Origin of the sequence: Sphaerisporangium krabiense (assembly GCF_014200435.1) — a bacterium.
Taxonomy (GTDB): Bacteria; Actinomycetota; Actinomycetes; order Streptosporangiales; family Streptosporangiaceae; genus Sphaerisporangium; species Sphaerisporangium krabiense.
Genome location: NZ_JACHBR010000001.1, coordinates 25,583 through 49,750, shown reverse-complemented (window position 1 = coordinate 49,750; position 24,168 = coordinate 25,583). Strand labels below are relative to the sequence as shown.

At 72.4% G+C, this 24,168-nt stretch carries 22 protein-coding genes and 2 riboswitches; of the genes, 14 read left to right on the top strand and 8 right to left on the bottom strand.

Features of this window, described 5'->3' with window-relative positions; all coding sequences use genetic code 11:
• Window positions 1-23: 23 nt before the first annotated feature.
• The 7 genes from BJ981_RS00225 to BJ981_RS00195 all read right to left on the bottom strand — a co-directional run bounded on the left by BJ981_RS00225 (window position 24) and on the right by BJ981_RS00195 (window position 7,500).
• Window positions 24-1,400: an L-serine ammonia-lyase gene (locus tag BJ981_RS00225; RefSeq protein WP_184607732.1), complete on the bottom strand. Its 1,377-nt coding sequence runs from the start codon at window positions 1,398-1,400 to the stop codon at window positions 24-26.
• 112 nt (window positions 1,401-1,512) lie between these two features.
• Window positions 1,513-1,902: a glycine cleavage system protein GcvH gene (gcvH, locus tag BJ981_RS00220; RefSeq protein WP_184607731.1), complete on the bottom strand. Its 390-nt coding sequence runs from the start codon at window positions 1,900-1,902 to the stop codon at window positions 1,513-1,515.
• Window positions 1,899-2,990 carry a glycine cleavage system aminomethyltransferase GcvT gene (gene gcvT, locus BJ981_RS00215; RefSeq protein ID WP_184607730.1) on the bottom strand — a complete coding sequence of 364 codons (1,092 nt, stop codon included), beginning with the start codon at window positions 2,988-2,990 and terminating at the stop codon, window positions 1,899-1,901. The genes gcvH and gcvT overlap by 4 nt, the downstream gene beginning before the upstream one ends.
• A 33-nt stretch (window positions 2,991-3,023) precedes the next feature.
• Window positions 3,024-3,124: riboswitch (glycine riboswitch) on the bottom strand.
• Window positions 3,125-3,222: riboswitch (glycine riboswitch) on the bottom strand. It abuts the riboswitch before it with no gap.
• 74 nt (window positions 3,223-3,296) lie between these two features.
• Complete coding sequence (locus tag BJ981_RS00210) at window positions 3,297-3,992, bottom strand: gamma-glutamyl-gamma-aminobutyrate hydrolase family protein (protein ID WP_184607729.1); 696 nt, start codon at window positions 3,990-3,992, stop codon at window positions 3,297-3,299.
• A 9-nt stretch (window positions 3,993-4,001) separates the two neighbouring features.
• Window positions 4,002-4,766: a 3-oxoacyl-ACP reductase gene (locus BJ981_RS00205; RefSeq protein WP_184607728.1), complete on the bottom strand. Its 765-nt coding sequence runs from the start codon at window positions 4,764-4,766 to the stop codon at window positions 4,002-4,004.
• A 44-nt stretch (window positions 4,767-4,810) separates the two neighbouring features.
• Window positions 4,811-6,154, bottom strand: coding sequence for an aldehyde dehydrogenase family protein (locus tag BJ981_RS00200; RefSeq protein ID WP_184607727.1), 1,344 nt, complete (start codon window positions 6,152-6,154; stop codon window positions 4,811-4,813).
• Between the two features lie 2 nt (window positions 6,155-6,156).
• Entirely contained in the window at window positions 6,157-7,500 is a 1,344-nt protein-coding gene (locus BJ981_RS00195) for a glutamine synthetase family protein (RefSeq protein WP_184615393.1), read from the bottom strand.
• Between the two features lie 145 nt (window positions 7,501-7,645).
• Here BJ981_RS00195 and BJ981_RS00190 point away from each other — a divergent pair, with 145 nt between their 5' ends.
• The 3 genes from BJ981_RS00190 to BJ981_RS00180 are packed head-to-tail and all read left to right on the top strand — an operon-like array spanning window position 7,646 to window position 9,476.
• On the top strand, window positions 7,646-8,368 hold the full coding sequence (locus BJ981_RS00190) for a FadR/GntR family transcriptional regulator (protein ID WP_184607726.1): 723 nt from the start codon (window positions 7,646-7,648) through the stop codon (window positions 8,366-8,368).
• A gap of 27 nt (window positions 8,369-8,395) precedes the next feature.
• A complete protein-coding gene (locus tag BJ981_RS00185; RefSeq protein ID WP_260324594.1) occupies window positions 8,396-9,268 on the top strand; it encodes a hypothetical protein in 873 nt (290 codons plus the stop codon).
• Between the two features lie 16 nt (window positions 9,269-9,284).
• Window positions 9,285-9,476 carry a CsbD family protein gene (locus BJ981_RS00180; RefSeq protein WP_184607725.1) on the top strand — a complete coding sequence of 64 codons (192 nt, stop codon included), beginning with the start codon at window positions 9,285-9,287 and terminating at the stop codon, window positions 9,474-9,476.
• Window positions 9,477-9,575: 99 nt separating this feature from the next.
• Here BJ981_RS00180 and BJ981_RS00175 read toward each other — a convergent pair whose 3' ends face one another.
• Entirely contained in the window at window positions 9,576-10,232 is a 657-nt protein-coding gene (locus BJ981_RS00175) for an alpha/beta hydrolase (protein WP_184607724.1), read from the bottom strand.
• Window positions 10,233-10,577: 345 nt separating this feature from the next.
• On the opposite strand from BJ981_RS00175, the gene BJ981_RS00170 reads away from it, so the two are divergent.
• The 11 genes from BJ981_RS00170 to BJ981_RS00120 all read left to right on the top strand — a co-directional run bounded on the left by BJ981_RS00170 (window position 10,578) and on the right by BJ981_RS00120 (window position 24,140).
• Complete coding sequence (locus BJ981_RS00170) at window positions 10,578-11,459, top strand: MurR/RpiR family transcriptional regulator (protein ID WP_275422295.1); 882 nt, start codon at window positions 10,578-10,580, stop codon at window positions 11,457-11,459.
• Window positions 11,460-11,580: 121 nt separating this feature from the next.
• Window positions 11,581-12,276: an SDR family oxidoreductase gene (locus BJ981_RS00165; RefSeq protein WP_184607723.1), complete on the top strand. Its 696-nt coding sequence runs from the start codon at window positions 11,581-11,583 to the stop codon at window positions 12,274-12,276.
• A gap of 62 nt (window positions 12,277-12,338) precedes the next feature.
• Window positions 12,339-13,688, top strand: coding sequence for a formimidoylglutamate deiminase (locus BJ981_RS00160; protein WP_184607722.1), 1,350 nt, complete (start codon window positions 12,339-12,341; stop codon window positions 13,686-13,688).
• 259 nt (window positions 13,689-13,947) lie between these two features.
• Window positions 13,948-14,883, top strand: a complete 936-nt coding sequence (locus BJ981_RS00155) for a sigma-70 family RNA polymerase sigma factor (RefSeq protein ID WP_239139182.1) — start codon at window positions 13,948-13,950, stop codon at window positions 14,881-14,883.
• 340 nt (window positions 14,884-15,223) lie between these two features.
• A complete protein-coding gene (locus BJ981_RS00150; protein ID WP_184607720.1) occupies window positions 15,224-16,549 on the top strand; it encodes an ammonium transporter in 1,326 nt (441 codons plus the stop codon).
• Complete coding sequence (locus BJ981_RS00145) at window positions 16,546-16,884, top strand: P-II family nitrogen regulator (RefSeq protein WP_184607719.1); 339 nt, start codon at window positions 16,546-16,548, stop codon at window positions 16,882-16,884. The genes BJ981_RS00150 and BJ981_RS00145 overlap by 4 nt, the downstream gene beginning before the upstream one ends.
• 7 nt (window positions 16,885-16,891) lie before the next feature.
• Window positions 16,892-19,228 carry a [protein-PII] uridylyltransferase gene (locus BJ981_RS00140; protein ID WP_184607718.1) on the top strand — a complete coding sequence of 779 codons (2,337 nt, stop codon included), beginning with the start codon at window positions 16,892-16,894 and terminating at the stop codon, window positions 19,226-19,228.
• Window positions 19,229-19,401: 173 nt separating this feature from the next.
• On the top strand, window positions 19,402-22,791 hold the full coding sequence (locus tag BJ981_RS38930; RefSeq protein WP_184607717.1) for a sensor histidine kinase: 3,390 nt from the start codon (window positions 19,402-19,404) through the stop codon (window positions 22,789-22,791).
• On the top strand, window positions 22,788-23,210 hold the full coding sequence (locus tag BJ981_RS00130; RefSeq protein WP_184607716.1) for a roadblock/LC7 domain-containing protein: 423 nt from the start codon (window positions 22,788-22,790) through the stop codon (window positions 23,208-23,210). The genes BJ981_RS38930 and BJ981_RS00130 overlap by 4 nt, the downstream gene beginning before the upstream one ends.
• Complete coding sequence (locus BJ981_RS00125; RefSeq protein ID WP_184607715.1) at window positions 23,210-23,569, top strand: DUF742 domain-containing protein; 360 nt, start codon at window positions 23,210-23,212, stop codon at window positions 23,567-23,569. Before BJ981_RS00130 ends, BJ981_RS00125 begins: the two co-directional genes overlap by 1 nt.
• The gene (locus BJ981_RS00120) at window positions 23,550-24,140 is read left to right on the top strand and encodes a GTP-binding protein (RefSeq protein ID WP_184607714.1); all 591 of its coding nucleotides are present in this window, start codon (window positions 23,550-23,552) and stop codon (window positions 24,138-24,140) included. The genes BJ981_RS00125 and BJ981_RS00120 overlap by 20 nt, the downstream gene beginning before the upstream one ends.
• Window positions 24,141-24,168: the final 28 nt, after the last annotated feature.

Below are 24,168 nucleotides of genomic sequence, written 5' to 3'. Positions count from 1 at the left end.
TCACCGGACGAGGGGAGCGCCGGTCAGCACTCGATGACGTTGACGGCGAGGCCGCCGCGGCTGGTCTCCTTGTACTTGTCGAGCATGTCGCGGCCGGTGTCGCGCATGGTCTTGATGGCCTTGTCGAGGCTGACGAAGTGGCGGCCGTCGCCGCGGAGGGCGATGCGGGTGGCGGTGATGGCCTTGATGGAGGCGACCGCGTTGCGTTCGATGCAGGGGATCTGGACGAGGCCGCCGATGGGGTCGCAGGTGAGGCCGAGGTTGTGCTCGATGCCGATCTCGGCGGCGTTCTCGACCTGTTCGGGGGTGCCGCCGAGGGCCTCGGTGAGGCCGGCGGCGGCCATGGAGCAGGCGGAGCCGACCTCGCCCTGGCAGCCGACCTCCGCGCCGGAGATCGAGGCGTTCTCCTTGAACAGGACGCCGATCGCTCCGGCGGTGAGCAGGAAGCGGATGACGCCGTCCTCGTCGGCGTTGGGGACGAAACGGTCGTAGTACGTCAGGACGGCGGGGATGATGCCGGCGGCGCCGTTGGTGGGGGCGGTGACGATGCGTCCCCCGGCCGCGTTCTCCTCGTTGACGGCGAGGGCGAACAGCGTGACCCAGTCCATGGTCTGCAGAGGGTCCTTCTCCGGGCTCTCGCTCTGCAGCCGCCGCAGCATCTGGTTGGCGCGCCGTTTGACCTTCAGGCCGCCCGGCAGCACGCCCTCCTTGGTGGTGCCGCGCCGGACGCACTCGGACATGACCTGCCACAGGTTGAGCAGGCCGGCGCGGATGTCGGCCTCGGTGCGGCCGAACGCCTTCTCGTTCTCCAGCATCAGCCCGGAGATCGACAGCCCGGTGTCGGCGCACTGTTTGAGCAGCTCGGCGGCGGTGGTGAACGGGTGGGGCAGCTCGGTGTCGTCGGCCTTGATGCGGTCGGCGCCGGTGGCGTTCTCGTCCACGACGAACCCGCCGCCGACCGAGTAGTAGATCTTCTCGCGCAGGACGTCGCCTTCAGGGGAGAAGGCGGTGAACCGCATGCCGTTGGGGTGGTGCGGCAGCGAGACCTTGCGTTCGAAGACGCAGTGCTCGCCGACGACGAACGGGATCTCCTGGGCGCCGAACAGCCGGAGCGTGCCGGACGCGCGCATCTCGGCGAGCCGCTCGTCCACGGTGTCCACGTCGACGAGCTCGGGCTTCTCGCCGGACAGGCCGAGCAGGACCGCTTTGTCGCTGCCGTGGCCTTTGCCGGTCAGGCCCAGGGAACCGTAGAGGATCACCTCGACACGGGCGGTCTTCTCCAGGAGCCCGTCCTGCTTGAGTCCCCTGGCGAACTTGTGGGCGGCGGCCATGGGGCCGCCGGTGTGGGAGCTGGACGGGCCTATGCCGATTTTGAACAGGTCGAAGACGCTGATCGCCATTGATCTGTGCCCTTCGGAACGTGTGTGGCGAACCTTCGGAACATGTGACGAGAGAAGGGACGCTCCGGCGAGCGATGGCCCGCCGGAGCCGCCAGGGGAGGACGAACGAAGGTCAGGAGTCCGCGGTGGTGACGGTGGCGTACTCCTCGGCGGAGAGCAGGTCCTCCGGGGTGTCCTGGACGCGCACGCGGAACAGCCAGCCGTCGCCGTAGGGGTCGGAGTTGACCAGCGACGGGTCGTCCACGACGACCTGGTTGACCTCCACGACCTCGCCGCTGACCGGCGCGTAGATGTCGCTGACGGACTTGGTGGACTCGACCTCGCCCACGGCGTCGCCCGCCTCGACGGTCGCGCCCGCCTCGGGAAGCTGGACGAAGACGACGTCACCCAGCGACTCGGCGGCGTACGCCGTGATGCCCACGGTCACGGTGATGCCGTCCTCCAGGCCGGCGATCCACTCGTGCTCCTTGGTGTAGCTGAGCTCCTCGGGAATGCTGCTCACTTGCTCCTCCGGTAAAAAGGCAGGTCAACCACGTCGACCGGTTCATGGCTTCCACGGATGTCGACCGCGAGCCCCTCGGACACGTCCGTGTCCACGTAGGCCATCGCGATCGGCTTGCCGAGGGACTGCGAGGGTGCGCCGCTGGTGACCTCTCCAACGACGGTGCCGTCAGTCAGCCGTACCACGGGGTATCCGTGGCGTGGCACTCGGCGGCCCCGCGCGACGAGCCCGGTGAGGCGGCGGCGCGGCGGGATGTCCTTCAGCGGCGCGAGGGCCGCGCGGCCGACGAAGTCGCCGGGCTTGTCGAACCGTACGACGCGGCCGAGGCCCGCGTCGAAGGGAGTGAGCCCGGCGTTCAGCTCGTTGCCGTACAGGGGCATGCCGGCTTCGAGCCGGAGCGTGTCGCGGGCGGACAGGCCGGCGGGGCGCAGCCCGTACGCGTCGCCCGCCTTGGTGACCTCCTGCCAGAGGGTGACGGCGTCGCCGGCCGCGACGAACAGCTCGAAGCCGTCCTCGCCGGTGTAGCCGGTGCGGGCGATGAGGGCCTCCACCCCGGCGACCGTGGCGGGCAGGCCGGCGTAGTACTTCAGCGAGGGCAGGTCGGCGTCGGTGAGCGTGGCGAGGATCTCCTGCGAGCGGGGACCCTGTACGGCGATCAGCCCGTACCGGTCGGAGCGGTCCTCCACCGCGGCCTCGAAGCCCGCCGTCCGCTCGGTCAGCTCGGCGGCGACCTTGGGGTAGTTGGAGGCGTTGGCGACGACGAGGAACTCCTCCGCGGCCAGCCGGTAGACGATCAGGTCGTCGAGGACGCCGCCGTCGGCGGCGCAGATCATGGTGTAGCGGGCGCGGCCCGGCTCAAGGACGGACAGGTGGCCGACGAGCGCGTGGTCGAGGGCGTCTGCGGCCTGCGGCCCGGTGACGAAGATCTCGCCCATGTGGGAGAGGTCGAACAGCCCGGCGGCCGTGCGCACCGCGTTGTGTTCGGCGGACTCGCTGCCGTAGCGCAACGGCATCAGCCAGCCGGCGAAGTCGGTGAGCGTCGCGCCGAGGCTCTCGTGCACCTCGCGGAGCGGTGTGGGTCTGGACATGATGCGCACCTCAGACAGGGTTGGATGAGAGCATCCTCCCCCTCTGTCATCGGTGCCTGAGAGTTTCGCCCGGGTTTTGCCGGACTTTCACCTTCGGCGAGGCCCCCGGAGGGGACCTGCTTTCCAGAGATCACCTTTCCCGCGCGGTCCTTTGCCTTGTGAGGTTCGTGGGGAGGACTTGCTCCTTCAGGGGTCCTGACCGGATGTCAGGACTCTCTCCCGCACGGGATCATCGGTGTTCTCGCCCACCCTACCAACGCACGCCCGCCTGTCCATGCCCGCCGGGGTGGCGGCAGGGGTGGCACGTCAGACGGCGGCGGCCGACACCAGCGCCCGGAACAGGCGGATGTCCTCGCCGGTCTCCGGATGCCACTGCACGGCGAGGGCGAAGGGCCGGTCCGGCAGCTCCACCGCCTCGACGGCGCCGTCCTCGGACGTGGCGGCGACCACCAGGCCCGCGCCGAGTCGGGCGACCGCCTGGTGGTGGTAGTGGGCGGTCTGGACGGGGTCGGCGCCGAGGACGCCCGCCAGCCCGCTGCCCGCCTCCGGGCGCACGGGCAGGTGGCCGTACCGCCCGGGGGCGGGGGCGTGGCCGTCGTGGCCGACTAGGTCGGGGAGGTGCTGGTGGAGGGTGCCGCCGAGGTGCACGTTCAGCACCTGCATGCCGCGGCAGACGCCGAGGAACGGCAGGCCCGCCTTCAGCGCCGCGGCGACCAGCGCGAACTCCGCCGCGTCGCGGAACTCCCTGACGTGACTCGTGCGGCCGTGCGGCTCCTCGCCGTACCGGGACGGGTCCACGTCACCGCCGCCCGCGACGACGATCCCGTCCAGCCGCTCCACCAGCGGCGCCGGGTCGCCCGCCGGAGGCAGCAGCACCGGCTGGCCCCCGGCCCGCGCGACCCGGTCGACGTAGTCGTAGGGCAGCAGCGCCGCGGGCGTGTCCCACACGGTGAACGACGCCCGCTCGACGTAGCAGGTGATCCCGATGACCGGCCGTGTCATGGCGCCCTCCTACAGCGGGGTCACGTACGCGCCGGAGATGCCGCCGTCCACCAGGAACTCCGCCCCCGTGATGAAGCTCGCGTCGTCGGAGGCCAGGAACGCCACCGCGGCGGCGATCTCGGACGCCTCGGCGAACCGCCCGAGCGGGACGTGCACCAGGCGGCGCTGGGCGCGCTCGGGGTCCTTGGCGAACAGCTCCTGGAGCAGCGGCGTGTTGACCGGCCCCGGGCACAGCGCGTTCACCCGGATGCCCTCGCGGGCGAACTGCACGCCGAGCTCGCGGGACATCGCGAGCACGCCGCCCTTGGAGGCGGTGTAGGAGATCTGCGAGGTCGCCGAGCCCATGACCGCCACGAACGACGCGGTGTTGATGATCGAGCCCTTGCCCTGCCGCCGCATGTACGGGATGACGTGCTTGCAGCACAGGTAGACGCTGGTCAGGTTGACGTCCTGGACCCGCTTCCACGCCTCGATGCCGGTGGTCAGGATCGAGTCGTCGTCGGGCGGCGAGATGCCCGCGTTGTTGAACGCGATGTCCACGCCGCCGTAGGTCTCGAAGGCCGTCTCGAACATGCGGGCGACGTCCTCCTCGCTGGTGACGTCGGCGCGGACGAACAGGCCGCCCACCTCCTCGGCCGCCTTGGCGCCCGCCGCCTCGTCCACGTCGGCGCAGACCACCTTGGCGCCCTCCTCGGCGAAGCGGCGGGCCGTGGCGAGCCCGATGCCGCCCGCGGCGCCCGTGATCACGGCCACGCGGTCACGCAGTCGCTGCATGGTGAAGATCTCCTTGACGGGTCGTTCGCTGGATCGTCCTCGTGTCAGTGCGCGATGAAGACGTTCTTGGTCTCGGTGAACGCGGCCAGCGCGTCGGGGCCGAGCTCCCGGCCCAGGCCGGACTGCTTGAAACCGCCGAACGGCGTCCAGTACCGCACCGAGGAGTGGGAGTTCACCGACAGGTTGCCCGCCTCGATCGCCCGGGCCGTCCGCAGCGCGCGGCCCACGTCCCGCGTCCAGATCGAGCCGGACAGGCCGTACACGGTGTCGTTGGCGATGCGCACGGCGTCCGCCTCGTCGTCGAACGGCACCACGCTGACCACCGGCCCGAAGATCTCCTCGGTGAACGCGCGCTCGTCCAGCGACTCGTGGGTGAGCACGGTCGGCGGGAACCAGAAGCCCTTGCCGGACGGGCAGGCGCCCTGGAAGCGCGGCGTGCCGGTGACGAACGAGGCCACCCGCGCGCGGTGCTCGGCGCTGATGAGCGGGCCGAGGTCGGTGCCGGGGTCCAGCGGGTCGCCCACGGTGAGGGACGCGACGGCGGCGCCGAGGCGGTCGAGGAACTCCTCCAGGACGGGGCGCTGCACGAGGACGCGCGAGCGGGCGCAGCAGTCCTGCCCGCTGTTGTCGAACACCGCGGAGGGCGCGGTCGCGGCGGCCCGCTCCAGGTCGGCGTCGGCGAACACCACGTTGGCGCTCTTGCCGCCGAGCTCCAGCGTGAGACGTTTGACGGTCCGCGCCGCGCTCGCGGCGATCCGCCTGCCGACCTCGGTGGAGCCGGTGAACACGATCTTGCGCACGTCCGGGTGCTCGACGAGGCGGGCCCCCGCGACCTCGCCCGCGCCGGGCAGGACCTGGAGCACCCCCTCGGGGATGCCGGCCTCCAGGGCCAGCTCGGCCAGCCGCGCGGCGGTGAGCGGGGTCCACTCGGCCGGCTTCACGATCACGGTGTTGCCCGCGGCGAGCGCCGGGGCGACGCCCCACGTCATGATCACCATGGGGAAGTTCCACGGCACGATGATCCCGACGACGCCGAGCGGCTCGGCGAACGTGATGTCCACCCCGCCCGGGACCGGGATCTGCTTGCCGTGGTTGCGCTCCGGCGCTCCGGCGTAGAAGTGCAGCACGTCGCGGACGTTGCCCGCCTCCCAGCGGGCGTTGCCGAGCGGGTGGCCCGCGTTGGCGACCTCCAGGCGGGCCAGTTCCTCGCCGTGGGAGTCGACGAGTTCGGCGAAGCGGCGCAGCAGGCGCGCCCGGTCGCCGGGCGCGACCTCCCGCCACGCCGGGTAGGCCGCCTTGGCCCGCGCCACCGCGCGGTCGGTCTCGGCCACATCGGCGAGCTCGACGTCCGCCAGGACGTCCTCGGTGGCCGGGTTGATGATCTTCATGGTCACATCCGCTCGAATCCCCGGAACATCTCCCAGTCGGTCACCGCCGCGTCGAAGGCGGCCAGCTCGACGCGGGCGTTGTTCGCGTAGTGCTCGACGACCTCCTCGCCGAGCGCGGCCTTGGCGATCTCCGAGGACCGCCACAGCGCCAGCGCGTCCCGCAGCGTCGCCGGCACGGTCTCCGCGCCCGCCGCGTAGGCGTTCCCACTGAAGGGCTCCTCCAGCGGCAGCTCGTGCTCGATGCCGTGCAACCCGGCCGCGATCATGCCGGACACCGCCAGGTAGGGGTTCACGTCGCCGCCGGGCACGCGGTTCTCCACGCGCAGCGAGGGGCCGTGGCCGACCAGGCGCAGCGCGCACGTGCGGTTGTCCACGCCCCACTTGACCGCCGTCGGCGCGAAGCTGCCCGGGACGTACCTCTTGTAGGAGTTGATGTTGGGCGCGTACAGCAGCGTGAACTCGCGCAGCGCGGCGAGCTGGCCCGCGATGAAGTGCTCGCCGACCTTGGACAGGCCGTGCGGGCCGTCGCCCGCCATCACCGGGTCGCCCTCGGCGGTGCGCAGCGAGATGTGGATGTGGCAGGAGTTGCCCTCGCGGTGGTTCGGCTTGGCCATGAAGGTGACCGACATGCCGTCCTGGGCGGCGATCTCCTTGGCGCCGTTCTTGTAGATGCCGTGGTTGTCGCAGGTGACGAGCGCCTCGTCGAACCGGAAGGCGATCTCGTGCTGGCCGAGGTTGCACTCGCCCTTGGCGGACTCGACGTACATGCCCGCGCCCTCCATGCCGAGCCGGATGCGGCGCAGCAGCGGCTCGACCCGGGCGCCGCCGAGCAGCGAGTAGTCGACGTTGTAGAGGTTCGCCGGGGTCAGGTCGCGGTACGCCTTCGCCCAGGCCTCCTCGTAGCCGTCCCGGTAGACGACGAACTCCAGCTCGGTGCCGACGTACGCCTTCCAGCCGCGCTCGGCGAGCCGTCCGATCTGCGCGCGCAGGATCTGGCGCGGCGAGGCGGCGACGTCGCCGCCGTCCTCCCAGACGACGTCGGCCATCAGCAGCACCGTGCCGTCCTGCCAGGGCACCCGGCGCAGCGTGGACAGGTCGGGCCGCATCACGAAGTCGCCGTAGCCGCGCTCCCAGGACGACATGGCGTACCCGTCGACCGTGTTCATGTCCACGTCCACGGCGAGAAGGTAATCGCACCCCTCGGCGGCGTGCTCCAGGACCTGCTCCAGGAAGTACCGGGCGGACAGCCGTTTGCCCTGGAGTCGTCCCTGCATGTCGGCGATGGCGAGGAGCACGGTGTCCACGCGGCCGGCGGAGACGTCGTCACGCAGCTCGTCGACGGTCAGCACGGCGCTCCCTTCCTTCAAAAGTATGGAATCAGACCATTGGACGCATGCAAGCACCCGCCGCGCCCTCACGTCAACGGTTTCGCCGAGCCGTCCCGACAAATGGACTAATATCAAACCATTGACCGGGGAAGGGGAGGGCGTGATGGCGGAGCCGCAGCTCGTCGCGGTTCTTCGGCCCGTGCGGGCGGGCAACGCCTTCGAAGAGACCGTCGAGCGCCTGCTCCAGGCCATCAAGCTCGGCGTCGTGCCCACCGGACAGAAACTGCCCCCCGAACGCGAGCTGGCCGGGCGGCTCGGCATCAGCCGCGTCACGCTGCGCGAGGCCATCAGGGCGCTCCAGGACGCCGGGTACCTCGACGTGCGGCGCGGACGCTACGGCGGGGCGTTCGTCCTCTACGAGCCGCCCCTGCCCGGGCACGGCGACCTGCGCCGCGCCGTCGCCGCCATGGGCCCCGCCGAGCTGGCCGACGCGCTCACCTTCCGCATGGCCGTCGAGCGCGGCGCCGCGCAGGTGCTGGCCTCCGCCACGCTCACCGGCGAGCAGCGCGCCACGCTGACCCGGCGGCTCGCCGAGGTCAACGACGCCGCGCCCGCCGACTACCGGCGCCTCGACACCGCCTTCCACCTGTCGATCGCCGAGCTGACCGGCTCGCCCCTGCTCGCCGCGACCTGCGCCGACGCGCGCCTGCGCGTGACCGATCTGCTCAACGCCATCCCGGTGCTCGGCCCCAACATCGACCACGCCGCCGCCCAGCACGCCGCCATCGTGGACGCCATCCTCGCCGGCGACGCCGACGCCGCCGGAAAGGCCGTCGCCGAACATCTGGAGGGAACCGCCGCGCTGCTGCGCGCGTTCCTCGCCTGAGGGGGACCGTAGCATCGGGGATGGGGGATGCTCGTGGGAGTCTGGTTCCAGCAGCGGATCGTCGACACAGGCCGTCTGCCGATGTTCTGCTTCCTGATAGCGCTGATCGTCACGTTCGTGTTCACGCGTGTCAACGTCCGGCTCATCCGCGCCAAGATCGGCTGGTTCCGTAATGTCAGCGTCGGCGACGTGCATGTCCACCACGTCGTCTTCGGCGTCGTGCTCATGCTTCTCGGCGGGGTCGCCGGGCTCGCCGCCGCCGGCCTCTCCTCGGGCTGGTACGCGCTGACGGCCGGCGTCTTCGGCGTCGGCGCCGCCCTCGTGCTGGACGAGTTCGCCCTGATCCTGCACCTGCGCGACGTCTACTGGACCGAGGAGGGACGCGCGTCGGTGGACGCGGTGTTCGTCGCCGTCGCCGTGACCGTGCTCCTGCTGCTCGGCATGCGCCCGTTCGCCTGGCCCGACACCTCCCAGGTCGGGCGGTGGCCCGCCGTGCTGCTGCTGACCGCCGACCTGTTCCTCGCCGTGGTGACGCTGCTCAAGGGCAAGATCTGGACGGGGCTGGCCGGCCTGTTCGTGCCGGTCCTGCTCGTCGTGGGGGCCCTTCGGCTCGCACGCCCCGGGTCACCCTGGGCGCGCTGGTTCTTCGCGCCCGGCGCGCGCCGGCCGCACCCCGTCAAGATGGCGAGGGCCGAGCACCGCGAGACCCGCTGGCGCCGGCCCGTGATCCGGGTGAAGATCGCCGTCCAGGAGTTCGTCTCCGGCCGCCACGACCTGCCCTCCGCGTGGCCGCGCGCCGACCGCGGCCGCACGGCACCCGTCACGACCTGGGGCGACGTGGCCGCGCGCATCATTTCCGATTCCGAGGGGAGTGGGCGGGGGCACAGACCACCGAAGTGACGGAGGCGAACAGCCGATGGGCCTGCTGGAGAAGTGGAAGATGCGCGAGCTGAAGGCCAAGGCCAAGCGGCGGCTCGGCGCGACCACCGGGAACCGCACCCTGGCCGCCGAGGGCCGCACCGAGGAGGCCGAGGCCCGGCTTCTGCAGACCGAGACCCGCATCAAAGAGACCGCCGCCGAGATCCGCGAGAAGTACGCCCGCTCCTGACCCCGTCTCCTGGCCTCGTCTCCCGCCCGACGGCGTGCGTGGAGGGGGAGGAAGGCGGCGTGCGGACCTGGACGGCGAGGGTGAGCGGAAGGTCCGTGCTCAGACCGGGAGGGCGGGGGCGGCGAGCGTGGTGAGGAACGACGCGATGACCGTCCTGACGTCGTCGCGGGTCAGGTCGACGTCATGGTCGCCGGCGGTGAGGTAGGTCGTCACGGGGTGGCCGGAGGCCAGCAGGGCGTTGCTCAGGTCCAGCGCCTGCGCCGGGGGCACCACCGTGTCGCCGGTCCCGTGGACGATCAGGACAGGGACGCCGTTGCCGACGTGGTTGGCGGGAGTCGCGTCGGCGGTGACGTCGTCCAAGGGAGTGGGGACGTGACCGAGGAGCCGCGTCCACGGGCTGCCCGAGGCGCGCGCCTCGGGCCAGTCGGCGGCGAGCGGGTCGACGGGCGGCGAGATCGCGATCACGCCCGCCACGTCGTCGGCGGCGTCGATGCCCCGCAGGCCGAGCTGGAGCGCCAGGTGGCCGCCGGATGACCGGCCGCCGATCAGCACCGGCGCGCCGGGCCGCTCAGCCCGCGCCTTGCGCGCGGCCTCCCGCACGTCGTCCAGTTGCGCGGGCCAGGTGGCCTCGCCGCTCAGCCGATGCGTGGCCGTCACCACGTGCAGCCCATGGGCGGAGAGGATCTCACGCGACCGCTCGCTCGCGTGCCGCTCCGCCCACGCACCCCCGTGCACCCACACCAAGGTCGCCCCCATACCGACGATCTTAGAGCCCTTTCCCGCGCCCTCGGCCCGCCTGGCCGTCCGGCGTCCGTGCGCCCGAAACGGCGCCCGCCGCTGGATATTCAGGCGGTCGCCGCCCTGAACAGGACACCGCGGAGAAGGTCGTGCGCCGTACTCGAGGTGCCCGGGTACGCTTCGGATGTTCGGCATGAATGCCACCATTCACGCCGGCCGGTGATCGGGGGGTCACGGGGAGAGAACGGGGATGACGAACGGCCTCGGCGGCGTTGAGGAACCCGGACGCCGATCGCGGAGGGCGCCGCGGACGTCGTTCGAGGAGTCGATCACGGGGTTGCTGCCCCGGGGGCTGGAGGGCACGTGGCGGATGGGCTCGAACGGCTGCTGCGGGGAAGGCGGCTGTCCCCGGTCCAACGGCGCATCGCGCACTATCTGAGCGAGCACCTGCCGGACGCCGTCTTCCTGTCGAGCGTCGAGCTCGCCGAACGCGCGGGAGTGAGCCAGCCCTCGGTGACCCGGTTCGCCATGGCCCTGGGCTTCGCCGGATACCCCGAGTTCCGCCACGCGCTGCGTCCCCTCGTCGTGGCCGGCGACGGCCCCCCGGAGAACGGCCAGGCGCCCCGGGAGGCCGACGCGGGCGCGGCCCGTCTCCTGCGCGAGGTCATCGACGGCGAGATCCGCGACCTGACCGCGGTCCGCGACCGCCTGGCCGCGGGCCACGGCACGGCCGCCGACGGCCTGGCGTACCGGATCGAGGAGCTCGGCGCCTCCTTCGCCGCGTGCGAGCCGCTGCCGGTGCTCGGCCTGCGCGTGTCCTCCGGCCTCGTGACGACGTTCGCCTACTACGCCCGGCGCATCCACCCCGACGTCCGGCCGCTGGTGCACGGCGGCTCCGAGCTCACCGACGGCCTGCACGCCGCCCGCCGCGCGGGCTCGGAGTGGCTGCTCGCCGTGATGCTGCCCCGCTACCCGTCCGAGGCCGTCCACGCCCTCCAGTACGCCGCCAAGCTGGGCTTCCGCACCGCCGTGATCGCCGACCGCCCCGACGTCCCCTTCCCCGCCGACGTCGTCCTGCCCGCCCCGGTGCGCGAGCGCGTGGTGTGCGACTCGCACGCCGCGCCCCTGGCCGTCGCCATGCTCCTCCTGGAGGCGATGGCCGAGGCGGCACCACTCCGCACCCGCGCCCGCCTCGACGAGTACACCCGCATGACCGACGAGACGAACGCCTTCCTCGGGCCCTGACCCGCGGCGGCCCGCGGGCGATGGCCTCTTCGACGCCCGCGCGGGCGCGATCCCTCCCGCCGTTCCCGGCGAACGTGTCGACCGGCGTGCCGCGCGCGGTGCGGCCTCTAGGCTGGCGCGCATGGACGAACGACCCATCGCACTGGTCACCGGAGGTTCGCGCGGGCTCGGGGCCGCGATCGCTCGCGCGCTGGCTCCGACGCACGCGCTGATCCTCGGAGGGCGGGAGAGCACGGCGCTGCGCGCGGTGTGCGACGAGTTGGGGGCGCGTCCCTGGGCGGTGGAGCTGACCGATGATCGGGCGGTGGCCGAGGCCGTGGAGGGGATCGACCGGCTGGACGTGCTGGTGCACAGCGCGGGTGTGGCGAGGCTCGGGCGGATCGCCGACACGCCCCCGTGGCAGTGGCGGGAGTCGTTCGACGTCAACGTCACGGCCGTGGCCGGGCTGACCCGGGTGCTGCTGCCCGCGCTGCGCGCCGCGCGCGGCCAGGTCGTGCTGATCAACTCCGGGGCCGGCCTGCGGGCCAACGCGGACTGGGGGGCCTACGCCGCCTCCAAGTTCGCGCTGCGCGCCTTCGCCGACGCGCTCCGCCTGGAAGAAGAGGAGAACGGCCTGCGCGTCACCACCGTCTTCCCCGGGCGCATCGCCACCGACATGCAGCGCGGTGTGCGCGACCACGAGGGCGGCGCGTACGAGCCCGAGCGCTACCTGACGCCCGCGTCGGTGGCCGGCCAGGTGCTCGCGGCGGTGACCGCGCCCGCCGACGCGCACGTCACCGAGGTGGTGATCCGCCCGGCGACCGGCCCGGCCCGGTGATGTGAGGAAAAATCAGTCCATATATGGACATGCCTTGACTTATCCCCTGGGACATTGAGGGGGTGTCCGACGTCACCTATTGGTGCGAGCTGGCCTGGCTGCACCCCGGTGAGGCCGTCGAGGGCGTGGCCGTCCGGGTCGAGGGCGGCAGGTTCGCCGACGTGACGCCCGGCGTGGCCGTGCCTCCGAAGGGGGCCATCCGGTTGGCGGGGCTGACGCTGCCCGGCCTGGCGAACGCCCACTCCCACGTCTTCCACCGGGCCCTGCGCGGCCGGGCGCAGTCCGGCGCGGTGAGCTTCGCGGGCTGGCGCGCGCGCATGTACGCCGTCGCCGCCCGCCTCGACCCCGACTCCTACCTGGCCCTCGCCCGCGCGACCTTCGCCGAGATGGCGCTCGCGGGCATCACCGGCGTCGGGGAGTTCCACTACCTGCACCACGGTGAGGGCGGCCGGCCGTACGCCGACCCGAACGCGATGGGGCACGCGCTGATCGAGGGCGCCAGGGACGCGGGCATCCGCATCACGCTGCTCGACGCCTGCTACCTCACCGGCGGCATCGGCGCGCCGCTGGACGGCGCCCAGCTCCGCTTCGGCGACGGCGACGCGCACCGCTGGGCGGGGCGCGTCGACGACCTGGCGGGGGAGTACTCCGGGGCCGACGACGTCGTGATCGGCGCCGCCGTCCATTCGGTGCGCGCCTGCCCGCCCGAGCAGATGCCCGTCGTCGCCGACTTCGGCCGCCGCAGGGCCGCGCCGCTGCACACCCAGGTCTCCGAGCGGCGCACCGAGAACGAGCACTGCGTGAGCACCTACTGCGCGACGCCCGTGCAGGTCCTGTACGAGCACGGTGTGCTCGGCCCGAGGACGACGGCCGTGCACGCCACCCACCTCAGCGACGTGGACGTGGCCCTGCTCGGCGGGTCGGCCACCCACGTGTGCCTGTGCCCGACCACCGAGCGCGACCTCGCCGACGGCGTCGGCCCCGGGCGCAGGCTGCGCGACGCGGGCTCGCCGGTCACGGTCGGCACCGACAGCAACGCCGTCATCGACCTGCTGGAGGAGGCCAGGGCCGTCGAGCTGGACGAGCGCCTGGTCACCGGCAGGCGCGGCGCCTGGACGGCCGACGAGCTGCTCGAAGCGGCCACGATGACCGGGCAGGCCTCGCTCGGGCGTCCCGACGCGGGCTTCATCGTGCCGGGCGCCCGTGCGGACCTGGTGTCGGTGCGGCTGGACTCGGTGCGCACCGCGGGGGACGGCGTCGCCTCGGCCGTGGACCGCGTCGTCTTCGGCGCGACGGCCTCCGACGTCCACTCCGTCGTGTCCGGGGGCAGGCGCGTGGTCGTCGAGGGCGGGCACGTGCTCGGGGACGTCGGCACGCTGCTCGCCGACGCCATCGCCGCCGTCCGCGCCTGAGCATTCGGCGCGGCTGAATCAGCGCTTTCGTCCCTGTTCAGCGGGGGATAGTAGCCCGATTGATGGGGTGACTCCTCCCTGAGGAGGACGTTGGAAACCATTCTCCGGGCGTATCCCATTAGGGAATCTTTGCCGTGGACTGGTCGTTGATTGAGCAAGACAAGGGGGAGAGGACGCCGCGCGGCCATCTGCCGGGGGCGGCGGACTCCATCCGCATATACAGCGGGCATGGCGAGACGAGGTGGCCATCGTAATGGCGATGCCGACGGGGAATCGGACGCAGGAGCAGCAGGGCGCCGAGAGGGATCTGCTCGGCACCTACCTGGCCGAGATCGGGCGAGTGCCGCTTCTCAGCGCGGAGCAGGAGGTCGAGCTCGCCAAGCGCATCGAGGCGGGCCTGTTCGCCGAGCAGCTCCTGGACAGCGGGCTGCCCGAGCCGAAGGCGTCCGACGCCACAGACGAGGAGCTGGAGCGGCTCGCGGTGTCGGGGCAGCGGGCCAAGGACGAGTTCATCCAGGCCAACCTGCGGCTGGTCGTCGCCGTCGCCCGCAAGTACTCCGGGCGCGGCATGCCGCTCATCGACCTGGTCCAGGAGGGGAACCTGGGCCTGGTCAGGGCCGTGGAGAAGTTCGACTACCGCAGGGGCTACAAGTTCTCCACCTACGCCACATGGTGGATCCGCCAGTCCGTGGGCCGCGCCATCCACGAGCAGGCGAGGCCCGTGCGCCTGCCGACCCACGCGGGTGAGCAGATGACCCGGCTGATGCGCGTGCGGCGCGACCTGATGGCCGAGCTGGACGCCGAGCCCACCGACTCCGACCTCGCCACCATCCTCGACCTGCCCATCGAGCGGGTCCGCGAGCTGCGCCGCTGGGCCTCCGACCCGGTGTCGCTCCAGCTCGGCGTGGGCGACGAGGACGAGACCGAGCTCGGCGACATGATCGCCGACGAGACCTGGGCCGACCCCGAGCAGCAGGCCCTGGACACGCTGGAGCGCGAGCGCCTGGAGGACTGGCTGCTCGGGCTGGAGGGCCAGACCCGCGAGATGCTGCGCTGGCGCTACGGCCTGGTGGACGGGCGCGAGCACACGCTCACCGAGGTCGGCGAGAAGTACGGAATCGGCCGCGACCGCGCCCGCCGCATCGAGCGTGACGCGCTGGCCCGCCTGAGGAAGCTGGCCGCCACGGCGGCGTAGCCGCGCCCAGGCTCAACCCCATATCCCCTCTTGGCGACCGCCTTCGCGGCTGGTCGCCGCGTGCCCGCAGGTCATTGCCCTGAGAAGGCCGCCCTGCGGGTTCGGCGTGCCCGGCGGCATCCGATTTCGGTCCTGCTCAATATGGGTGACACTCCATCCGAAACATGGCCGAAACACCGTGTCCGCGAGTTTCACGTACGTGAAACACGCCTGGTCGAGACCTGAAACGGCGGAAGAACACGCTTTCGCCTACGTCAGTGCGCAGCCGGTCAATGGAGCCCTGAAGCGCCCACTGCCGGAGAAATCGGCCTCACGCCATTTGTAAGGAGGGTCGCGTCGAATGGAGATCGATAGCGGCACCACAGCCTGGATGATCGCGGCCACCGCTCTGGTGCTGCTCATGACGCCGGGCCTCGCGTTCTTCTACGGCGGTATGACCAGGGCCAAGAGCGTCCTGAACATGATGATGATGTCCTTCGCCAGCATCGTCACGGTGACCATCGCCTGGGTCCTGTACGGCTACTCGCTCGCCTTCACCTCCAGTGGGGACGGCATCCTGAACAAGTTCGTCGGCGGCCTCGACGCGATCGGCCTGAAGGGCGTGTTCGGCTCGGTGTACGAGGGCCTGCTCAAGGAGCCCACCGACAACATGCCGAGCCTGGTGTTCTCGGCCTTCCAGCTCACCTTCGCCATCATCACCGTCGCCCTGATCAGCGGCGCCATCGCCGACCGGGCCAAGTTCGGCGCCTGGGTCGTGTTCTCGGTCGTCTGGGCGACGGTCGTCTACTTCCCCGTCGCCCACTGGGTGTGGGGCGGCGGCTGGCTCGGGCAACTCGGCATCGAGGACTTCGCGGGCGGCACGGTCGTGCACGTCAACGCCGGCGCGGCGGGCCTGGCCCTCGCGCTCGTGCTCGGCAAGCGGAGCGGCTGGCGCAAGGACCCGATGCGCCCGCACAACCTCACGCTGGTGCTGCTCGGCGTCGGCCTGCTGTGGTTCGGCTGGTTCGGCTTCAACGCCGGCTCCGAGCTCGCCGTCGACCAGACCACCGGCCTGGCCTTCATGAACACCCAGGTGGCGACCGCCGTCGCGGCCGGGGCCTGGATCATCGTCGAGAAGCTGCGCGACGGGCACTCCACCACGCTCGGCGTCGCCTCCGGCGCGGTCGCCGGCCTCGTCGCCATCACCCCGGCCTGCGGCTTCGTGGACCCCTGGGCCGCCATGGTCATCGGCGCCATCGCCGGAGCCGTCTGCGCCTACGCCGTCGGCCTGAAGTACCGGCTCGGCTTCGACGACTCCCTCGACGTGGTCGGCGTCCACCTGGTCGGCGGCGCGATCGGCGCGATCTCGCTCGGCTTCTTCGCCGCCTACCCGTTCATCGAGCCGCAGGCCAAGGGCCTGTTCTACGGCGGCGACCTCACGCAGCTCCTGCGCCAGATCGCCGGGCCCGTCGTCGTCGGCGTCTACTCTTTCGTCCTCGCCTGGATCATCGGGAAGGTCATCGACAAGACCATGGGCTTCCGGATCCCCCAGGAGGACGAGGTCGCCGGCGTCGACATCACCACGCACGCCGAGACCGGCTACGACCTCGGCTCCGTTCACGCCTCGGGCGTCGCCGCCACCGTGAACGGCCCTGTCCACGCGGCGGCGAAGAAGGTGCAGGCATGAGGCTCATCACGGCGGTGATCAAGCCGTTCAAGCTCGACGACGTCAAGGCGGCGCTGGAGCAGTTCGGCGTCAAGGGCATGACGGTCAGCGAGGCCAGCGGGTACGGCCGCCAGCGCGGCCACACGGAGGTGTACCGCGGCGCCGAGTACCAGGTCGACCTGGTGCCCAAGGTGCGCCTGGAGGTGCTGGCCGAGGAGGAGGACGCCGACGACGTGATCGACGTCATCGTCAAGGCGGCCCAGACCGGCAAGATCGGCGACGGCAAGGTCTGGTCGGTCCCCGTGGACACCGTCGTACGGGTCCGCACCGGGGAGCGCGGGCCGGAGGCCCTCTGACCGGATGATGAGAGGCGACGCTCGCTCATACGCCGCGGCCCGCAAGGAGCGGGCCGCGGACGTCGACCGCTGGCTGACCGGCCTGTTCCGCACGGCGTCCCCTGCGCCGCGCGACAGGGACGGCAAGAACGGCGGGGACGGCGGAGGCGGGACCGGGGGAGCCAGGAGCGGGCACTCCTTCACCGGCGCGCCGGGCGGCCGCCCGCCCTACGCGGGCGCGGGGCTGGCGCTGGTCGCGGTCGGCAGCCTGGGGCGCGGCGACCTCGCCCCCGGCAGCGACCTGGACCTGGTGCTGCTGCACGACGGACAGGACGAGGTCGCCGGTGTCGCCGACCGCCTCTGGTACCCGATCTGGGACTCCGGGCTCGGCCTCGACCACTCCGTCCGCACCGTCGAGGAGGCCGTCACGGTCGCCCGCGAGGACCTCAAGGCGGTGCTCGGCCTGATCCAGGCCCGGCACGTCGCCGGGGACCCGGAGCTGACCAGGGCGGCCCGCGAGGCCGTGCTCGCCGACTGGCGCTCCGACGCCCGGCGGCGGCTCGCCGAGCTGCGCGAGGCCGCGGGCAAGCGCGCCGAGTCCTCCGGCGAGCTGGCCTTCCTGCTGGAACCCGACCTCAGGGACTCCCGGGGCGGCCTGCGCGACGTCCAGGCGATGCAGGCCGTGGCCGCCGCCTGGGTCGCCTCCGCGCCGGGCCCCCGGGTCCGTGAGGCCCACGAACTGCTGCTGGACGTCCGGCACGCCCTCCACCTCGTCACCGCGCGCGGCGCCGACCGGCTGGTGCTCCAGGAACAGGACGCCGTCGCCGCGGCGCTCGGGCTGCTGGACGCCGAGGCGCTGATGCGCCGCCTGGCCGAGGCCGGCCGGACGGTCGCGCACGCCCTCGACTCCACCTGGCGCACCGTGGACCGGCTGCTGACCGGCCCCGCGCCCCGCGGACGCCGTCCGCTGGCCGACGGCGTGGTGGAGCACGGCGGCGAGGTCGTGCTCGCCCGCGGCGTGACCCCGAGAACCGACCCGGTCCTCGTGCTCAGGGTCGCGGCCGCCGCCGCCGGGTCCGGCCTCCCCATGGCCCCCGCGACGGTCGCGCTGCTGGCCGCCCAGTCGCCCCCGATGCCCGTGCCCTGGCCGGCCGAGGCCCGCGACGCGCTGGTGGCGCTGCTGGGCGCCGGGCGCGCGGCCGTCCCGGTGTGGGAGGAACTGGACCAGGCCGGCGTCATCGTGCGGCTCATCCCCGACTGGGAGCGGGTGCGGCACCGCCCGCAGCGCAACCCGGTCCACCGCTTCACCGTCGACCGTCACCTCATCGAGACGGCGGCGGGCGCGGCGTCCTTCACCCGCGAGGTTTCCCGCCCTGACCTGCTGCTCATCGCCGCCCTGCTGCACGACATCGGCAAGGGATGGCCCGGCGACCATTCCACGACGGGCGAGGTCGTCGCCAGGGACATCGGCGCGCGCATGGGCCTGCCGCCCGCCGACGTCGGGGTGCTGGCCACCGTCGTGCGCCACCACCTGCTGCTGCCGGAGACGGCCACCCGCCGTGACCTGGACGATCCCGTCACGATCTCGCGGGTGGCCGAGGCGGTCGGCACGCGCGAGGTCCTGGAGCTGCTGTCCGCGCTCGCCGTGGCGGACGGCAACGCCACCGGGCCCGCCGCGTGGAACGCCTGGAAGGCGTCGCTGGTATCCGACCTGGTCCGCAGGGTGCGCTCGGTGCTGGCGGGCAGCCCGCCCGCGCCCGCTCCGGTCCTGTCGCCGCGCCAGGCGTCCCTGGCCCGGCACGGCGGCGGGGCGGTGCGGGTCCACGGCGGCGCGGTGACCGTCGTGGCGCCGGACCGGCCGGGGCTGCTGTGGCGCGCGGCGGGGGTGCTGGCGGCGCATCGCATGGTCGTGCGGGCCGCTTCCGCGGCCTCGGCGGCCGCCACGGCCGTCATCGAATTTTCGGTGTCGCCGGAGTACGGCGCGCCGCCGGACCCGGCGACGCTGGAGGCCGATCTGCGTCTGGTGCTCGCCGGGCGGCTGGACATCGAACAGCGTCTGGCGCGACGTAGCAGGTCAATGAGGCCGACTCGCGTTCCGGTCGCGCCGCCGCGCGTCAACCTGGTGGATGACGCGTCCCTAACTGCGACTGTCGTGGAGGTCCGCGCTCATGATCGCCCGGGGCTTTTGTGGCGAATCGGGCGTGCTTTCGGTGAATGCAACCTTGACGTGCGCGCCGCGCGCGTAGAGACTCTCGGCGCGGAGGCTGTTGACGTCTTCTACGTGGTCGACCGGTCGGGGCGGCCGCTGACCGACGCCGCGCAGCGCGCGCAGGTTCGCGGGCAGGTGCTCGCGGCACTGCGTTGACGGCGTGTGCGCAGGTCGGGGGGGTACGAGGTCGCTTCGGGATTCATAACAATTGCGTGCAGTGTGATGAGTTCCGGCTACGGCATTGGTGACCTTGTGGTCGAATTGTCCCCGCTTACGTAATTATCAGCCATGCCGTCATCCATGCATGGAAGATCGTGGGGGGTGGCACGGTGAGCACAACGGAAACCGAGATCAAGTCCACACTCCTGGCCGGGGCGGGGGACGGCCTGAGGACCAAGCGGCACAAGCGTTCGAGCGGCCAGGGGGGTTCGGGCGGAGGCCAGCACGGCCGGAGCGGTTCCTCCCGTCTCTCGCTGCGGAACTGGCGCGTGCCGACGCGCCTGACGGCCCTCATCCTGGTGCCCACGATCGTCGGTGTGCTGCTCGCGAGCCTGCGTGTCGTCACGGCGATCGACAGCGTCGCCGCCTACCAGCGCAACGCCGCGGAGGCCGTGATGGCGGGCCATCTGCGCGACCTCGGCATGCAGCTGGGGTTGGAACGCGACATGGGCGTGTGGAGTCGCGTGACCCGCCAGCAGGTGGCGGCCCTGGAGGAACAGCGCCGCGCCGTGGACGCCGGGATCGCGACCGTGCGGCAGGATCTCGCCGAGATCGACGCCGGCTACGGGGTGCGCGCCGCCGAGGCGGCCCTCCAGGTCGGACACCGCCTGGACCAGCTCCCCGTCATCCGCGCCGGCAACCAGCCGCCCAAGTACACCGACCTCATCGCGTCGATCCTGCGGCTGCACGACGAGATCAGCCAGATGGGCGAGGACCCCGAGCTGGTCGGCGACGCCCGCGGCCTCAGCGCCCTGGCCCACGCCAAGGAGGAGGCGTCCCAGCAGCGCGCCACGCTGATCGGCACCCTGCTGCGCCAGCAGCGGTTCACCTCCGACACCCTTGAGGAGTTCATCGCCGCGCGGTCGCGGCAGCGGGCCGCGATGACGACCTTCAACGCCGAGGCCGGCGTCGACAACGGCCGCTACCTCGCCCAGACCCTGCGCGGCTCCCAGGTCGTGCGCGCCGAGCTGACCAAGTCGTGGGCCATCGCGCTGGCCAGCCGCAACCTGCCGATCCAGGACGCCAGGGGACACGGCCTGTCGGTCAGGCAGTGGTTCGACGACGTCACCAAGACGATCGACCTGCTGCGCCAGGTCGAGGGACGGGTCTCGGAGTCGCTGGCCGCGCGCGCCTCGGTGCTGGAGTCGGGCGAACGGCGCAACGCCATCATCGCCGCGGTGCTCATCCTCGCCCTCGTCGTACTCGTCCTCACCACCACCGTGCTGATCGCCCGCTCGCTGGTCAGACCGCTGCGCCGGCTGCGCTCCGAGGCGCTGGAGATCGCCGGGTTCCGCCTGCCCGCGGTGGTGCGCCGCATGCGCGAGTCCGGCGACGCCACCGAGGCCCCCGACGTGCAGCCGATCCTCATCGGCAGCCACGACGAGATCGGCGAGGTCGCCACCGCGTTCGACGAGGTGCACCGCCAGGCCCTGCGCCTGGCCGCCGAGGAGTCCCAGCTCCGCGGCAACGTCAACGCCATGTTCGTCAACCTCTCCCGGCGCATCCAGACCCTGGTCGAGCGGCAGATCTCCCTCATCGACGGCCTGGAGCGCGGCGAGCAGGACGGCGGGCGGCTCGCCGACCTGTTCAAGCTCGACCACCTCGCCACCCGCATGCGCCGCAACAGTGAGAACCTGCTGGTCCTCGCCGGGCACGAGGCGACGCGCAAGCGCAGCCAGCCCGCCAAGCTCGTCGACGTCGTGCGCGCCTCCCTGTCGGAGGTCGAGGACTACGAGCGGGTCAACGTCAAGGTGCACCGCAGCGCCGCCGTCGCCGGGCACGCCGCCAACGACGTGGTCCACCTGGTCGCCGAGCTGGTCGAGAACGCCCTCGCGTTCTCCCCGGGCAACACGCGCGTCGTGGTGTCCAGCAGCATGATCGAGGGCGGCGGCGCGCTGCTGGCGGTCAGCGACGCCGGCATCGGCATGACGCCGGAGGAGATCGCCGACATCAACCGCAGGCTCGCCGACCCGCCGGTCGTGGACGTGTCGGTGTCGCGCCGCATGGGCCTGTTCGTGGTCGGCCGCCTCGCCCTGCGGCACGGCATCCGCATTCAGCTCCGCAGGGGCGACGCCTCCGGGCTGATCGCGATGGTCCTGTTCCCGCCCCAGCTCATCTCGGTGGTGCCCGGACGCGCCCCGGTGCCCGGCGCGGGAGACACCGGCCCGGCGCTCGGCGGGGCCCGCGGCTACAACGACGGGGCGTCCGCGCCGTCCGTCGGCGGCCCCGGGGCGCCGTCCACGTTCGGCGGCAGGCTCGGCCCCTTCGGCGAGCCCACGCCCACCGGACCGCTGTCCGGCGGCTTCTCCGGCGCCGCGGGCCCCGGGACCGGCACCGGCCCGGTCCGCTCCGGCGCCGGACCCCTCGGTCCCGGTACCGGGCCGCTCGGGAGCGGGCCCCTCGGCTCGGGCACGGGTCCGGTCGGCTCCGGTACAGGCCCGCTCGGTCCTGGCACGGGTCCGCTGGGTCCCGGTACGGGCCCGGTCGGTCCTGGTACAGGCCCGGTCGGCCCGGGGACCGGGCCGGTGGGACCCGGCACGGGACCCGCCCGGCAGCGGTCGCCGTTCGAGGCGCCGTCGAACACCGGCCCGGTCTTCGGGCCCGTGGGACCCTCGACCGACCCGTCCACCTCCGCCGGGCCCGACACGACGCCCCCCGCCGCGCCGCTGCCGCCCCTGCCGATCAGGCCGGTGCCCGCAGCGGGTCCGAGGCCGGGGCTGGCCGACCGGGGAAGACCCGGTCCGGGGAGCCCGAGCGGTCCGGAGACCGTGAGTGGTCCGGGGAGCACCGGTGTCCCGGGAGGCGCGGGGATCGCCGGGACCAGAGCAGGTACGGGGATGCCCGGCGCGGGCAACCCGGGTACGGGGATCACGGGGACGGGGAGCAGGGGGACCACGGGGACCTCTGGAAACACGGGGACCTCTGGAAACACGGGGACCTCTGGAAACAGGGGGAGCACGGGGAGCACGGGGAGAACGGAAAGCACGGCCTCCGGCGAGCCGCCGCTGGAGCAGGGGGACGAGTACCTGCCGATCTTCGCCGCCGTCGAGTCCGCGTGGTTCCGCCGTCCCGACGCCGGTGAGATCGCCGCCTCGCGCGAGCGGCCACGGGAGGAACCACGGGAGTCCGCCCCCGCGAGCGCGCCCCGCGCGCCACGACAGGAGGCCGCGCCTCAGGCATGGGGCTCGGAGGCGGACACCGGATGGCGGGCCGCCGACGCGGCGAAGGATCCCGCCATGGGGGGTATCACGGCGGCAGGTCTGCCGAAGCGCACGCCGAAGGCCAATCTCGTGCCCGGGTCGGTGGGAGGCACGGCGCCGCAGCCCAAGCCCGCGACGCCCGCACCCCGCGCGGACGTCTCCGCCGACCAGGTGCGGGCGCGGATGTCCCGCTTCCAGCAGGGCATCCGGCGCGGCCGGGCGGACCTCTCGCAGGCCGCCGCGCGTGACAGCGAACGACCCGGCGCCGACGGCGACCGGGCTGAGGAGGAGGGTTCGTGATTGAGCTGAGTCACGAGGCACGCAGGTTCGACTGGCTGATCACGGAGTTCGTCAGCGGGACACCCGGCGTGGCGCACGCGGTCGTCGTATCGGCCGACGGACTCAGGCTGGCCAACTCGGCGGGGTTCCCGGCCGACAGGGCCGATCAGCTCGCCGCGGTCGCGGCCGGTCTGCTGAGCCTCACGGCGGGGGCCTCTCGCGTGTTCGAGGGGGGCGGGGTGACGCAGACCGTCGTCGAGATGCAGTACGGCATCCTGCTGGTGATGGCGATCAGCGACGGCTCGTGCCTCGCGGTTCTGGCGTCGCCGGAGTGCGACATGGGTCTGGTGGCGTACCAGATGACCTTGCTGGTGGAGCGCGCTGGTCAGGTGCTCACCCCGGCTCTGCGCGCCGAGCTTCAGACCTCCAGGATCCGGTGATGCTGGGGGGTGACGGAAGCGAGGACGAACCTCTTTTCCGTCCCTACGCCGTCACCGGGGGCCGCGCCGAGCCCAGTTACCACCTCGCGATGGAAACACTCGTCTCGTCGGCCCCGATAATGAATGATGATTTGTCCCTGCTCACCCCAGAGCAGGAGGCGATCATCATGTTGTGCCACTCCGTTCGTTCGGTCGCGGAGATCTCCGCGTTGCTGCGGGTGCCGCTCGGCGTGGCCCGCGTGCTGATCGCCGACATGGCCGACGAAGGTCTGGTTCGCCTGCATCTGCCGCGGCTTAACCAGGGACAACCAGACCACAACCTGCTCGAAAGGGTTCTCAGTGGACTTCGCAGGCTCTAGCCGCGGCGGGTCGCTCACGTCGACGAAGATCGTCGTCGCGGGCGGCTTCGGCGTGGGGAAGACCACGTTCGTCGGGGCGGTGTCGGAGATCCTCCCGCTGACCACGGAAGCGGTCATGACCGACGCCAGCGCCGGCATCGACGACCTGGGGCTGACCCCGAACAAGACCACCACCACGGTCGCGATGGACTTCGGCCGGCTCTCGCTGGACCAGGACCTGATCCTGTACCTGTTCGGCACGCCCGGCCAGCACCGGTTCTGGTTCATGTGGGACGACCTGGTGCGGGGCGCCATCGGCGCGGTCGTCCTGGTGGACACCCGGCGCCTGGCCGACTGCTTCCCGGCGATCGACTACTTCGAGGAGGCCCAGCTTCCCTTCGTGGTCGGCATCAACGGCTGGGACGGGCACTACCCGCACGCCGAGCAGGAGGTCCGCGAGGCGCTCACGCTCTCGCCGCACATCCCGATCGTGCGCACCGACGCCCGGTCCAGGGACGCGGTGAAGTCCACGCTGATCACGCTGGTCGAGTACGTGCTCACCCTCAGGTCGGTCTACGGCCGCACGAGCTGAGGGCGGCTCCGGCACGGCGCCCGCCGTG